13 protein-coding genes are annotated in these 13,982 nt (G+C 46.9%); 5 read left to right on the top strand and 8 right to left on the bottom strand.

From position 1 onward, the window contains the following. Positions 1-19 precede the first annotated feature (19 nt). From HMPREF3034_RS11290 to HMPREF3034_RS11280, 3 genes are read right to left on the bottom strand one after another with little or no spacing between them, the layout of a single operon-like run. Entirely contained in the window at positions 20-1,591 is a 1,572-nt protein-coding gene (locus tag HMPREF3034_RS11290) for a DUF3945 domain-containing protein (RefSeq protein WP_004291455.1), read from the bottom strand. A 20-nt stretch (positions 1,592-1,611) separates the two neighbouring features. Further along, entirely contained in the window at positions 1,612-1,962 is a 351-nt protein-coding gene (locus HMPREF3034_RS11285) for a helix-turn-helix domain-containing protein (RefSeq protein ID WP_004291454.1), read from the bottom strand. 3 nt (positions 1,963-1,965) lie between these two features. Then, positions 1,966-2,328 carry a helix-turn-helix domain-containing protein gene (locus HMPREF3034_RS11280; protein ID WP_004304264.1) on the bottom strand — a complete coding sequence of 121 codons (363 nt, stop codon included), beginning with the start codon at positions 2,326-2,328 and terminating at the stop codon, positions 1,966-1,968. Positions 2,329-2,529: 201 nt separating this feature from the next. On the opposite strand from HMPREF3034_RS11280, the gene HMPREF3034_RS11275 reads away from it, so the two are divergent. Together HMPREF3034_RS11275 and HMPREF3034_RS11270 are read left to right on the top strand one after the other, a co-directional pair. Then, complete coding sequence (locus HMPREF3034_RS11275; RefSeq protein WP_004291426.1) at positions 2,530-2,829, top strand: helix-turn-helix domain-containing protein; 300 nt, start codon at positions 2,530-2,532, stop codon at positions 2,827-2,829. Positions 2,830-2,860: 31 nt separating this feature from the next. After that, positions 2,861-3,166, top strand: a complete 306-nt coding sequence (locus HMPREF3034_RS11270) for a helix-turn-helix domain-containing protein (RefSeq protein ID WP_004291424.1) — start codon at positions 2,861-2,863, stop codon at positions 3,164-3,166. A gap of 77 nt (positions 3,167-3,243) precedes the next feature. Here the strand turns inward: HMPREF3034_RS11270 and HMPREF3034_RS11265 are convergent, their stop codons facing one another. Both HMPREF3034_RS11265 and HMPREF3034_RS11260 read right to left on the bottom strand, forming a co-directional pair. Further along, positions 3,244-3,606, bottom strand: a complete 363-nt coding sequence (locus HMPREF3034_RS11265; protein ID WP_004291423.1) for a hypothetical protein — start codon at positions 3,604-3,606, stop codon at positions 3,244-3,246. An 11-nt stretch (positions 3,607-3,617) separates the two neighbouring features. Continuing rightward, a complete protein-coding gene (locus HMPREF3034_RS11260; protein ID WP_004291422.1) occupies positions 3,618-4,853 on the bottom strand; it encodes a site-specific integrase in 1,236 nt (411 codons plus the stop codon). Positions 4,854-5,203: 350 nt separating this feature from the next. On the opposite strand from HMPREF3034_RS11260, the gene yihA reads away from it, so the two are divergent. Together yihA and abc-f are read left to right on the top strand one after the other, a co-directional pair. Then, positions 5,204-5,800: a ribosome biogenesis GTP-binding protein YihA/YsxC gene (gene yihA / locus HMPREF3034_RS11255; protein WP_036896474.1), complete on the top strand. Its 597-nt coding sequence runs from the start codon at positions 5,204-5,206 to the stop codon at positions 5,798-5,800. Then, on the top strand, positions 5,800-7,581 hold the full coding sequence (gene abc-f, locus HMPREF3034_RS11250) for a ribosomal protection-like ABC-F family protein (protein WP_036896476.1): 1,782 nt from the start codon (positions 5,800-5,802) through the stop codon (positions 7,579-7,581). Before yihA ends, abc-f begins: the two co-directional genes overlap by 1 nt. On the opposite strand, the gene HMPREF3034_RS11245 is transcribed toward abc-f, so the two are convergent. From HMPREF3034_RS11245 to HMPREF3034_RS11235, 3 genes are read right to left on the bottom strand one after another with little or no spacing between them, the layout of a single operon-like run. Beyond that, positions 7,578-8,180, bottom strand: coding sequence for an AbgT family transporter (locus HMPREF3034_RS11245; RefSeq protein ID WP_036896478.1), 603 nt, complete (start codon positions 8,178-8,180; stop codon positions 7,578-7,580). The two genes, abc-f and HMPREF3034_RS11245, sit on opposite strands and share 4 nt — an antisense overlap. Next, positions 8,170-8,895, bottom strand: coding sequence for a DUF5932 domain-containing protein (locus tag HMPREF3034_RS11240; RefSeq protein ID WP_036896481.1), 726 nt, complete (start codon positions 8,893-8,895; stop codon positions 8,170-8,172). The genes HMPREF3034_RS11245 and HMPREF3034_RS11240 overlap by 11 nt, the downstream gene beginning before the upstream one ends. Positions 8,896-8,901: 6 nt before the next feature. Further along, on the bottom strand, positions 8,902-12,390 hold the full coding sequence (locus HMPREF3034_RS11235) for an ATP-binding protein (RefSeq protein WP_052052764.1): 3,489 nt from the start codon (positions 12,388-12,390) through the stop codon (positions 8,902-8,904). A gap of 264 nt (positions 12,391-12,654) precedes the next feature. Here HMPREF3034_RS11235 and HMPREF3034_RS11225 point away from each other — a divergent pair, with 264 nt between their 5' ends. Next, entirely contained in the window at positions 12,655-13,767 is a 1,113-nt protein-coding gene (locus tag HMPREF3034_RS11225) for a tyrosine-type recombinase/integrase (protein ID WP_082721777.1), read from the top strand. The last annotated feature ends 215 nt before the right edge of the window (positions 13,768-13,982 follow it).

The following is a 13,982-nucleotide window of genomic DNA, read 5'->3' as shown; positions in this document are numbered from 1 at the left end:
TTCAGTGGCGGACACGGGATTACATTTTCATGCCCTTGCCCGTTTTCTTCTGCGGCTTCTCCTGCTGCTGTTGCTGGCGGGCGTCCTTCGGGTTGGTCTGACCTTTCTGCAACGGCTCTCTCAGATTCTTTGTAGCCTCGTTGGTCTTGCCATCGTTGTTCACCGCCACCTGCGTGCGGCTCTCGTTGGACGGAGCAACCTGCTGTGCATTGTCAGGGTTCGTGTCGTAGCGGTACGGGCGTCCCTTCTCCGGGTTGAACTTGATATACATCGTGGCATGGAAGCCCTGCTTGTCGGTCACGTTCTCCAGCTTCACGGCTTTACCCGCCACATAGTCGGCTTTCTGCTGGTCGGTGAAGCTCACGCCGCTCCATTTGCTGATGGGGCGGATGCTGCCGTCCTCGTTCGTCCACGTGTTGCGGCGTTGCTCCTTCTTGGTCTGTGCGGCATTTTCCCCGCCCTGCGCCTGACTTTTCGATGTGTCGCCTTTGGTTTCCTGTGTCTGTGCGGTACGGGGCGACTTGCCGGTTCCCGGCACGAACTCCACGCCGCGCTGCTCCACGTTCACTTGCAGGGTGGTGACGAACTTTCTGCCGTCGTTGCGCTCGATGAGCTTGTCGCGTACGGGCAGTCCGGCGCGGAGCATGTCCCGCTCCTGCGTGGTGATTTCCGTCTTGCCGATGCGCTCCGGGATGCGCACCCTGCTTGCCGGAATGTCCGTGATTTCATTCGTCTTGCGGTCGATGCTGATGTAGGAGGGGATGATCTCGCCCGTTTCCCTGTCCACAATGTCCACGACCCTACCGAGATTGCCCGTTTCGCGGAGGTTCTTCCGGTCATTGTCGGAGAATTTGTGTTCCTTGTACTCATCCAGCTTCTGCTCCTTGCGGATGAAGTGCGGCACGAGGCTGATGTTTCCCTCACCGTCCTTCTTGAAGGAGAGGCGGGCGTCCAGCTCGAATGATTCGCCGCCGAAGGTCGGTTTGACCTTTACCAAGTCGGACTTGCCATAGTTGAGCATCTTCGTAAGGTCGCCGGACTTTTCAAGGTTGTCCCGCTTTACGCCCCATCTGTCCTCCAGCTCCTGCCAGTTGATTTTACTCTCGTCGATGGGCTGGTAGCCACGTTTGCCCTGCATCTGTTCGGATTTGTCCTGTTGCTGTTCTTTCCGTTGTTCCATGTTCTCCTGTTTTTGAGGTTCTTGTTTCTCTGTCTGTTGTGCTGCCATCTCTTCCTGCACCTTCTTCTCATAGTCGGAGGTGTCCACCTTGTGAGGGGCGAGCAGCTCCTTGTTCGCTTCGGGGTCTTTCAGCAGTTGCTTCATCACCTCTAAGAGATTTTCAGCTTGGTCTGCCGCAATGCGGTAGAAACCGAAGCGGCTGGGTTCCTTGCACTGCCGGAAGAAGTTCTTGAAGAAGTTGTCCAGCACGTCGCCATGTCGGTCGAATTGCAGGAAACTCTGCGCGTTCTCCGCTTTTGCGGGGGTGCGCTTGGGTGTGCCGTCCGCGTTCAGCCCGGCTACCACGCTGATCTCGCCTGTCTTCTCGTCACGGACTACCAGCACGTCCTTTTCGTCTTTTTTCTTTGCCATCTGAAAAATGTTTTAATGGGTTATTTATGAAAGAAATTATGGATACGAGCCTTGTAGAAGGCTATATCTTCCTTTTTGAAGTCCTTGATATGGTTGGAAAGGAATGTCAGCACGTCCTCCTCGCTGTAATAGGTCTTCTTGCCCAGCGTCTTGTAGGGCAATGCGCCTACGCTGCGGTAGCGTTGGAGGGTGCGTTTGCTTATCTGGAGCAACATGCACAAATCCTGATTGTCGAAAAGGCGGATGCTTTCCGTGATAGTGGGCTGTTTCCCCTCAGCCTTCATCGCCAGCAGCAGTTCGTCCTGACGGTCGAGCCGTTCCATCAGCTTCTGCATCCAGCCCTCGAAGTTGTTTCGTGTGAGCAGTTCCATGACCTATGTCCTCCTTCCTTTTGGTTTGCCGCCCGTGCGCAGCGTGTGGTTGTGGAACAGGGTGTCTATTGTCCCTTCCTCGTTCCTTACTGTGTTGTCCTCCAATAGCCGCAGTATCTCGGAAAGGCGGTAGCGGCAGCTTCCGCGTACCACCACATACTCGATACGGTGGTCGGTGCGCATACGCTGCATGGTGCGCTTGCTCACGTTGAGCATCTTCGCCGCCTGTGCCGTGTCAAGCAGCTTGTCTTCGGTTTCCCGCTTCCGTTTCTTCTCGTCCCTTGCCTCGCGGATGTACCCTGCGATGTTCGCAATCTGCGCCATCATCTCCTTGTAGGCGGAACTTTCCATTGTTATCACTTTCATGTTCAGTCCTTTCTTTTTGTTTCTGCGACAAAATTCGGCAATAAACAAAAGGGGCTTTAACAACTCACTACGTGACTCACGTAAGATTTTTGCGGAAGATGGCTCCGTAACCCGGTCAAACGGCGCAACAGGCAGCCTTTCAGCGGAAAACGATACGTCTTGTATGCCGTTTCGTTACCTTTGCGGCAAACTCTAAATGACATGAATATGGAAATAGTATCTATCGAGAAAAAGACTTTCGAGATGATGGTGGCGGCATTCGGCGCACTCTCGGAGAAGGTCGCCGCCCTGAGGCGCAAAAGCGACACGGGGCGCATGGAAAGATGGCTCACGGGCGAGGAGGTCTGCGGGCAGTTGAGAATAAGCCCGCGCACGTTGCAGACGCTGCGTGACAGGCGGCTTATCGGCTACTCGCAGATAAACCGCAGGTTCTATTACAAGCCAGAGGAGGTGAAGCGGCTGATACCGCTTGTCGGCACGCTCTATCCGCACGGCAGATGATTTGATTTATTCACCCACTGAATCCGAAGTTATGATGAACGAGAACAACGATGTTTTTACGATGGAAGACGAGCCGATAGCCTCTGTGGTGCAGGATATGCGCAAAGGCTCGAAATGGCTGTCCGCATTTCTGGAAAGCTACCGTCCTCCGCTGGACGGGGAACGTTACCTGACGGACGGCGAGGTGTCGGAACTGCTCCGTGTGAGCCGGCGCACCTTGCAGGAATACCGCAACAACCGCGTGTTGCCCTTCATACTTTTGGGAGGGAAGGTGCTTTACCCGGAAACGGGGCTGCGCGGGGTACTGGAAGCGAACTACCGCAAGCCGCTGGAGTGAGGCGGTTTCATGAAAAAGTAAACGGGTGACACCTTTTGTGGTGCTACCCGTTTACTTGTCTTATGGGGTATGTGCAATCAGCAATACCCGGCTTTTCCGTTCTGTATGAACATCACGTATGTCTGCCGTTTCTCTTGTGAGAGTGCCTTTCCCACCAGCCATGTGCGGAACAGGTGGGTGTTGTAGGTATTCACCCTGAAAGCGACCGGGATGATGATTTCAAGGGCGTACACGTCCGCGTGCAGCCCGTTTTCAAGCTGCATGTAGCGGCACACCTCGTAGTCGTTCAGCACGTCCGACTTGCGGACGGCTCTGATGGCGGCGTTCACTGCCGGGACGGTCGTATGGAACAATCCGGCTATTTCGGTGGCGGTCATCCACACGTCGTTACCGGTTACGCTGACTGCCTTGTCCTCGATGATGATTGTGTCACGTTTCATGGCTTTTCTTTTTAGATGGTGCAACCTGCAAATTCCTCGACGCCGTTCAATCTTGCGGCAAGGTTCTCCATGTCCTGATTGAGCTTCTCTTTGGTTATCTTTGCGTAAATCTGCGTCGTCTTTATGCTCTTGTGTCCGAGCATGGAGCTGACCGTTTCGATGGGAACACCGTTGGAGAGGAATATCGTCGTGGCTGCCGTGTGGCGGCTCTGATGCCACGTGATATGCTTGGTGATGCCGCAACGCTTGGCGACGGCACGGATACCGGCAAGGCACGTGTTATAATGCGGAACGGGAAATATCCTGCCGTCCCCGCACAGTCCCCGGTATTTGCCGATTATGCGGTTGGCGATGTCGAGCAGGCGGATGTTGGACACCACGCCCGTTTTCTGGCGGTTGATGTTTATCCACTCGTGTTCGTCGAAGTAGGTGCGGATATTCTCTTCCGTAAGGTTGCGCATATCCGCGAACGACAGCCCCGTGAAGGCGCAGAACAGGTAGAGGTCGCGGTACAATTCCTGTTTGGCGTTTTTCAGTTTCCCCTCCATCAGCAGGCGGATCTCATCTTTGGTCAGGAAACTGCGTGTTGTTTCCTCCTTCTTGATTTCATACTCGCGGAACGGGTCGCGCGTCAGCCACTCGTTGTTGATGGCGATGAATACCATCGTCCGTAACGGGCAGACGTACAGCCACACGGTATTGGTGCAGCAGTGCTTGTCCGTGCGCAGGAACATCTCGAAGTCGGAGATGAAAGCCGGGGTAAGCTCTTTTAGGGCGATGTCCTTCACATGGTAGCGGATGTCGAGGAACTCTTGCATGTGCTTGTAAACGGTGCGGTACTTCAGCAGCGTGCCTTTGGCTTTCATGCCTGCCTCCACCTGCTTCTCGTAGTCCTCGTTGTGCTGGCGGAACACCTGCATCAGCGTGTGGTAGCGGTGTTCCAGTCCGAGAAAGGCGTTCTTCACCTTCTCCGCCGTGACGAAGTTGTCACGCTCCATGATTTCCTGATAATGCCTGTTGATGCGTACCCGCATCTTGTCAAGCATACGGTTCGTTTCGAGTGCCGCCGTGCTTCTGCCCGTGACACGTCCACCTTTGGTGTCCCACAGTTTCGGATCGACAGTCAGTTTGCAGCTGAACTGTGTCTGGCTGCCGTCCACCGTGATGCGTCCCATGACGGGAACTGTCCCGTCCTTTTTCACTACCTGACGCTTGAGGTAGTAGATTACTGAAAATGTACTCTTCATTGTCCTTAATTTTTGGGTTTCAAAATTAGTTGGTGAAGAGTCCGGTGTTGGTACGCAAAACGGGGAGGAACGGCGCAATCTTTTTCCGTAACCTGATTTTTCGCATGAGTTATGGATAACTCACTATTCCTTAGAGCCTTGTTTCGCTATTCGTACCCGTTTGTCGCATTTTCGGGCATGGTTACGAACAAGTAACGTAGCGGCGTCAGGATTTGGCTTCGGCAGGGATTGTAATGGCTTCACGGATTATCGCCACTTCAACCAAAACCCTTGTAACTCAATTCTATCACTATATCTTTCCGCATTTCACTTTTTTGTAGTAACTTTGCAGAAGATAACAACACGAATATATGGAAATCAAAAAATCTGAATTTGTCATTTCATCTCAGACTGTAACCCAATGTCCAAAGGATTCCAAGCCTGAATATGCATTCATTGGCAGATCCAATGTTGGTAAATCCAGTCTCATCAATATGCTTTGCAACCATAAAAATCTTGCAAAGACATCAGCTACTCCGGGTAAAACATTGCTCATCAACCACTTTATTATCAATAATGAGTGGTATCTTGTAGACCTTCCCGGCTACGGTTATGCAAAGCGTTCAAAGGTGATGCAGAAGAAATTGGAGCAAATGATAAGTTCTTATATCCTACAAAGGGAACAACTCATCAATGTGTTTGTGCTCATCGATGTAAGACATGAGCAACAGAAAATAGACCGAGAATTCATCGATTGGTTGGGCGAAAGCAATGTACCATTCACCATTATATTTACCAAGGCCGATAAGCTGGGGGCAGTAAAAGCGCGTCAGAATGCTGCAGCTTGGATGAAACAACTAGAAGACAGATGGGAAGAGCTGCCACCATATTATATTACCAGCTCTGAAAAGAAGATAGGGCGAGAAGAAGTTCTCAACTGTATTGACGAAATCAATAAGACTCTCTGATGCCAGTACAACGCCCTTATCTTGATGTCCAAAACCTCACAAAGAGTTTTGGAGCTTTGGTTTTATTCGACAAAATCTCTTTTTCCGTAGCCGAAGGGCAACGAGTAGGCTTGATTGCTCAGAACGGAACGGGCAAGTCTACCCTACTCTCTGTACTCACAGGAAAAGAGGGTAAGGATTCAGGAGAAATCATTTATCGCAATGATTTGAAGATTGGCTACTTAGAACAATCCCCTGCCTTTGCCCCGGAAGAAACAGTCCTTGATGCTTGTTTCAATCATCATGGCTCTGAAGAAAAGATGCTCAAGGCCAAACAAATACTCACTCAGCTTAAAATCAGCGACATGAATCAGAAGATGGGAGAGCTGAGTGGTGGCCAACAAAAACGTGTCGCATTGGCTAATGTGCTTACCACCGAACCGGATTTCTTGATTCTTGACGAGCCTACCAACCACCTCGACCTTGACATGATAGAATGGCTTGAAGGCTATTTGTTGCGAGGTAATAAGACTCTTTTGATGGTTACACACGACAGATTCTTCCTTGACAGGGTATGCAATCTCATCGTAGAACTCGACAACAAGCAGACTTATACTTATCGGGGTAACTATGCTTATTATCTGGAAAAACGCCAAGAACGCATAGACAACACACGAGCCGAGATAGCAAGAGCCAACAATCTGTATAAAACGGAGTTGGAATGGATGCGCCGTATGCCACAAGCACGTGGACACAAAGCACGTTATCGCGAAGAAGCTTTCTATGAATTGGAAGCCAAAGCCAAACAAAGAATCGAAGAAAGACAGGTTCGACTGAAAGCAAGAAATGTATATATAGGATCTAAAATCTTTGAGTGCCAATATGTATCAAAAGCATGGAGCTCAGAGAAAGTGATTCTCAAAGATTTTTACTACAACTTTGCACGATTCGAAAAGATGGGAATCGTAGGTAATAATGGAACCGGTAAATCCACCTTTATCAAGATGTTACTGGGCTTAATACAGCCCGACAACGGTAAGTTTGATATTGGCGAGACCGTGCGTTTCGGCTATTTCTCACAAGAGGGACTGCAATTCGACGAGCAACAGAAGGTTATTGACGTCATCACAGACATTGCCGAATACATCGATCTTGGTGGAGGTAAGCATCTTACAGCAAGCCAATTCCTGCAACACTTCATGTTCTCGCCTGAAGAACAACATAACTTCGTATACAAATTGAGCGGTGGAGAGCGTCGCAAACTCTATCTATGTGCCGTACTCATGAGGAATCCTAACTTCCTAGTATTAGACGAACCTACTAACGATTTAGATATCCAGACACTCCAAATACTAGAAGCTTATTTGCAAGACTTTCCCGGTTGTGTCATTGTAGTGAGTCACGACCGTTACTTTATGGATAAAGTTGTAGACCATCTTTTGGTATTCAAGGGCGATGGAGAGGTACAAGACTTCCCCGGAAACTATACACAATATAGAGAATACAACGCCCTTAAATCGCAAAAGGAAGAGAAGGCAACTTCACAGACAACCACAACTACCAAAAACGACTACCATAATGTCACCAAACGAAAGCTTTCTTTCAAGGAAAAGAGAGAATACGAGCAATTAGAAGCAGACATTTCTGCCTTAGAAACAAAGATAAAAGACATTGAGACAGCCTTGTGTAGTGGCACGTTAAGTGTAGAAGAGCTTACAGAAAAAAGTAAAGAGTTGCCTCTGCTCAAGGATGAATTAGATACCAAGGAAATGCGTTGGCTGGAACTAGCAGAATTTGCTTAATTCACAGTCAACATGAAAACAGCAGAGGCATACAGCTGCACCGCTAAGAGATAAACCACAAATAGCGGTGCAGCAGTAATAATACCGGCAGTTAACATACTAAAAGCATCCTCTATCTTTTGCACTTCTCCGCAGACAACAGCATAACTAATAGAGAATGCTATTAGCGCAAATGCACCAATAGGAATAATTCCTTGCGAAAAACTGCTGGGATATAAATGCCCCGTAACACTCAACAGAATGGCATGAGGTAGCAGTGTCAAAGATGCAATAATGGCAAGGAAGATTAATAACTCCACTCCTACAAGTTGCAAAGCAAGGCGTTGTCGAAACGTCAGAGGGAACTTAATACTGAAAATACGACTACTTTTAACAGCGCCAAGAGCCACACATAGCAACAATAACCAACTAAGATAAGGAGATGAAAAATTCTCTATCATATGGCCGAAGTACCATCTCACTCCCTCACTACTCAATAAAGAGCGCAACGGTTCTTCCGGCATGGCTGCAGTAACCAGCCACGACAGTAATATAATAACAAACTGAGCCAACAGTAAACCCAGTGTCACAAAGCCCCATATTCGGTAACTATTCCTCATCAGGACGTAGATTATCTATATCAAGGATTCTTAATTCAAAAGCCCGTACCACCAATCTTGTGGCATTTACTCCCATTCCTCCGTTTCCATCGGGGAACATTTTCTGCACCAACTCGTTTTGTCTCTTTTCCAAACTCTTTACTCCAAACGGCATACCACGCAAGTTTGTAATTTGCTCCTTGGTATATCCCAATGCCAAATGGCGTAAAAAACGCTCATCATACTCATCAATCTCGTAGTTGACCAAAGCCTCTTGACGCATCAATTGATTGTTCACACTACGCTTGAAACGCTCCACTATCTTCTCTAGAATAGGCTGGTTGAATACCAATCTTTTCCCATCCATTACGCTAGATACATCCCCACGCGTGAGCAACTCACCGCTTTTCAAGATGACACCCTCACATCCGGCATCCAAAACATCCACCCATAGCTTCTCATTCAATATTTCACCTGTGAATATAAGCACCTTAACTAGGGGATAAGACTGCTTGGTCTGTCGGCATATTTCCACACCTACGGTCGTCGATCCACCCAATCCTAAGTCTAACAAGACAAGATCCGGCAAGTTTTGTTTCATCAGTTTCCAATACGCCTGTTCGTTTTCGGCCGTTCCAAGTATTTCCGCTTCCGGTATATCATTACGGATAATACCAAGCGTTCCCTTCAGTTCCAGAGGGACATCTTCTACTATTACAATCTTGAAATTATTCATATTCGGTTATTTTAATTTATCTGCTATCTGTTTAGGTAATACAATATCAATGGCTATACCACCAGTTACAGCGCTATGCCGTGCTTGTATTCCACTGGCTCTTGCATTTGTCGTCTCGCCAATCTCGCGCACTATCTGCCTGCAAATCATATATTCTATATTTACAGAAGAAGGCGTAAAGAGTTCCAAACATTCTTTATCAGACAATTCTAACTGCGGAATTTCAACTGTTACAATGCTATAAATGCCATCACGCTCCCTACTTTCCAACTGCAAATTGGATGTTCCGGTCAACTTACGGAGCTTATCTAGCAAGTATTTAAGAATGTCATCGTCTATCGTAACATTACTATCAATCTGTCGCATAGCCTGCATACTCAGCAACATGTACAGCTCTTTATAATAATCTACGACTTCTTTTATAACCTGCAAGTCTCCTTTATCGTCTATCAATTGCTTGATTCTAGACGGATAATACATGGTTTCGTGCTTCAATGTAGACAAGCAATTATCTAGCACACTATTACTTACATACAGCCGATCGCTTTCGTAACGAGTCCTATTCAACTCATCTTCGGCCAGTTCCAATCTGTTTTCTGTCTCTTGATTGTGCTGGATACTTTGGCTTAGCGACAATTGCACCTGACTTACAAGCGCATTTAATCCTGCATAACGGGGATGTAAAGGATGATTCAGTCCTTTCCACATCCTTTGAATCAATGTCAATTTCTCCTCAGGAGTCATGCTCGACAACAACACTTCGTTTATCTTGCGCACCTTTTCTACACAGAAACGATAATAAAGGCGATGCCTATAGTAAACGAAATAATAAGCCGGTAAGATACTTAACAGCAGAATTATCAAAATAGCAATAGCAACATTCTTATTGGTTTCCGACCGTTGCATCAGCGTCACATAGTTTCCCAAGCTTCTATCTGCCGAACGTTTCCTAAACAACTGAGTATAAGCTTTGTTATTATAATGGTACAATTTCCACTGATGTAAGGCCAAAGCTGCCACTGCACTCTCATTTCTTACCCTTAATATCACATCATAATTGGTACGCAAACCATCTTCAAGCCAAATCTGTTCGGCCGGTATATCTCCATTATCATACAATTTCATCTGATAAGGTGTACCCATTTTCTTGGACAGATAGAATGCATTTAAAGCGTCAATACACTTTTGGGCATAAACGAGCGTACGACTATAATCCCCACGAACGTTACTATCGTATACTGAATCAGAATACTGTAAGGCTATAGATAAGTCCTTATTCGCAGCATTCATCTCTTTTGGTGCCAACAATAAGATGGCAAATATAAGAATCCGACTAATCCCTTTAGGCAGTCGGAAAGAAAATACACTACCCTTCCCTACCTCACTGGCCACACTGATAGAGCACACATTGAATATTTGACTCACCTTGCGATACTTATCAATGATACCCTTACAATTCATCAAGCCGAAACCATGAGATTTCTCTGATGTCTCTATCTTTTTCTCATCAAGTAAGTGTTTATGGTCAAAAATGTGAGCAATGTGCTCTTCATCCATACCTACACCGGTATCAGATATGGAGATTTCAACATAATCAGAGGCCGAACGGCTGCACACAGACACCGTTCCACCTTTCGGAGTGAATTTACGTGCATTGTCTGTCAACGTGTTAAGCATAAACAGGGTCAATGTTTTATCGGCCTTAACAACACTATCCGTGTCTCCCACCTGTAAAGTAATGCCTTTCATGGCAAAACTCATTCCACCTTTTTTGAGTAATTCAAATAAATTTTGTAGTTTGAAACTCTCAATGTGAAGGTTCAATTGTCCCTGCTTCAACTGTATCCATTGAGTCAATTTATCATTATAGGCATTAATTTGACTCGTCAACTCCGAGATATACATCAAGCGTTTTTGACGCATATCCTCATCTTCATGAGAATTTGTAAGTCGCTGAACTTCATTGGAAATACGGTCTATCAATGGAGTGATACTATTGACTAGTGCTATCTTGGCACGCTGTTCTAAGTTTCGCTTACGATTATCCAATATGCGGAAGTGCATCATCTGGATTTCCTCTTCTATCTCATCCAGTTTATTCTGTTGGCTTACTAGCTGCTGTTCAGACTGCCTATTCCACTGCTCCAATGGCTCAAACAGATTCTCGGTATCTAATTCTTGGTCTTTGCGCTTACGCATTCGACTGAATACGATAAGCAATGCGATAATCAAAACTATCGTCACAACCACAGCAACAATCATCAGATTCAATACTTGCGACGACTGGTCGAGCTGTGCAGCACGTGCCTCTAGCAATCGGTCTTGGCGTGTCATCTCTTGTATATCCAAATAGATATTGCGATTATAATCACTCTGTGGCTTGTCGTCAATAGCCGAAAAGGCAAGACTTAATTGCTCTCGAATAGACGCAACTAGATCGGGCGCACGATTGATAACGGTATCTGAGTTCAACGCATCGTTCAAACAAATGATAGCAGAACGATAATCTTTCTGTCCCCAATAGCACTCTGCCAACGTTCGATAAGCACCTGCTATCTGATAAACATCACCATATTGCTTAAACAAAGCTAACGCACGCTGTGCCAAATTGCCTGCCAAAAGCGAGTCGGGCATTTGATCTACATTGAGATATTTAATTGCCGGGAGATTATTCTTAATCAGTCGCTGAGCCGATTGAGGTGATTTCAAATGCTCACTGATAGCTTGCATAGAATTAGCTTCCCAATAAGGATAGTCGTTTTCGCGCGACATGATATAGCAACGCACCAAATAATCGAACTCCGTCTGACTGATTTCCTCTTCCGTTCCACGCGTGATAATACCACCAGAACCTACATTATAATAATAAGATAGTAGCTGGGCGGTGTCTTTAGATACGATTCCGTTAGGGTCAATGCGTGCCATTGCCTTGAGAGAAGGCGCCGACAGGCCCACATAATAGAAATAGGTAGACCCCACAATAGCATACTCGCTCTGTGCATAAGCTACACGCATCTGCTGGCGAACATTCAATGTCCCGACCTCTTCATTGATACGCTTCAATCTAAGAGAAGCACGTTCACGGTATTTATAAAAATCTTTGTTCCGGGATTGTCGCTGGCATAAACGCATAAACTGGACATCAGCCACCAATAATTCTACCTGATTATCGGTAGCGTCTTGAGCTTTTGACAAATATTGGGCAGCACGGTTATAGTCCATTTTGACCATGCTGACAAAAGCCAAGTTATTCAGTGCCTCCGCCCGCCCGTCGGCATAACCATGGGACAAAGCATAAGCCTTGTTGGCATACTTTAAAGTTGAATCCAAATCACGGTAATGGAAAGCATACGAACGAGCATTCAATTCATCCACAATTTGATGATTTGAATGAGTACACGCAACGCAAAGAGACAGATTGATAATCCAAAAGACTACCAATAACAACCTCTCTATCAGCCGTTTATGACACGTATGGTACACCGATAAGGTCATGATTATTCAAAGGTAGTATTTTTTTTCTACATACATTCTAGCCTTTGGACTTTTTTAACAACACACATCTATAAAGCAACAGAGCAAAAAGGAAAGTTGTCAGGTTCTCTAATGTCTGAGCAGTTCTATCTGTTCTTTGAACGTTAGGGGCGATTTATCGTATGTCCTCATGTTGCTGTTCTTAAAATAATTACCTGCAAAGGTAAGGAAACAAACGAGAAGTTTATTATCTTGATGATATAAACCCTTTCACAATTAAAAGTTATGACAATCAGAAAGATGTTTTCATTCATCGGGAAAGCAGGAAGGCTCATTTTGCCCATAGGCAGACTTCCTGAAAGAAAAAAGTCAAGGAAAAAGAAACGAGCCCGCTTTTCGGAGAAAGAAAAAAGGCGGGACGCTATTGCAAAGAGGGAACAGAACAGAGCGGTTGCAAAAAAGCAGGCTTCCCTCTCCACCTTCCTTCCCGTTGCCTCACGGGGCATGAGTTCCTCCACCGTTGCAAACTACCAGACTGCCGTGCGGTCGTTCATTCGCTTTGGCGGTGGTAGAGACATGCCGCTGTCGGGCATCGACTGCCGGCTTGTAGCGTGTTATGAGCGGTGGCTCCACGAGAACGGTGTATGCCCCAACACCTCGTCGTGCTACCTGCGCTCGCTGCGTGCCATCTACAACAAGGCGGTGGCACGACGGCAGGTAAAGGACAAGAATCCGTTCCGGAACGCCTTCACGGGCAACGACCGCACCGTGAAGCGGAGCATCGGCGCGCCCGACCTCCGCAAGCTGCAGGCCCTCGAACTTCCCGCCGACTCCTCACAGGCCCTTGTCCGCGATCTGTTCCTCTTCTCATTTTGCGCCATGGGCATGCCCTTCGCCGACATGGCACGGCTACAAAAAAGACAGGTCAGGGATGGCGTACTAACCTATTGCCGTCGTAAGACAGGCCGTCAGGTACGCGTGAAGATTGAGGGATTCATGCAGAACATTCTTGACAGATATGCCTGTGAGGATACCGACTATCTCTTCCCGATACTTTATAGGGGCGGCGGCAAACACCTCCGCCCACGTCGCTACTCCACGGCATTGCACAACTATAACCGCACCCTGCAAACGCTTGCCATGAAATCGGGCATCGAAACTCACCTGTCCTCTTATGTCCCCCGGCACTCGTGGGCAAGCATGGCCTACCGCCACAACGTGTCCCTACCTGTCATTTCTCAGGCTTTGGGACACAGTGATACCCACACCACGCTCATCTATATCCGTGGCATAGACGACCAGCAGGTGGCAAAAGCCAATGAAAAACTGTTGTTGGAAATCCTTGCACCACCTCTTGGTAAGAGGTGGAATAAAATATTTAATCGGATGCAAAGTTAAGTTTTTTATTTCATACTTTCAGATATTTTGCAGATTATTTTTTCTTCTTGTTAACTCAAACATAGCAAAAAGTACGGAAAAATATCCTTTCAGATTCCCATGTTTTGCAAAACATGCCCATAAACAGGACGATACGCTGCATTGGTACTACAGACAGATACTCTTACCAAGAGGATTTCCTCCCGTTCCCACACCTCTTACCAAGAGGTGGTGCA

It is taken from the genome of Prevotella sp. DNF00663, from assembly GCF_001553265.1.
Taxonomy (GTDB): Bacteria; Bacteroidota; Bacteroidia; order Bacteroidales; family Bacteroidaceae; genus Prevotella.
This window is presented reverse-complemented; position numbering and strand designations above follow the sequence as displayed.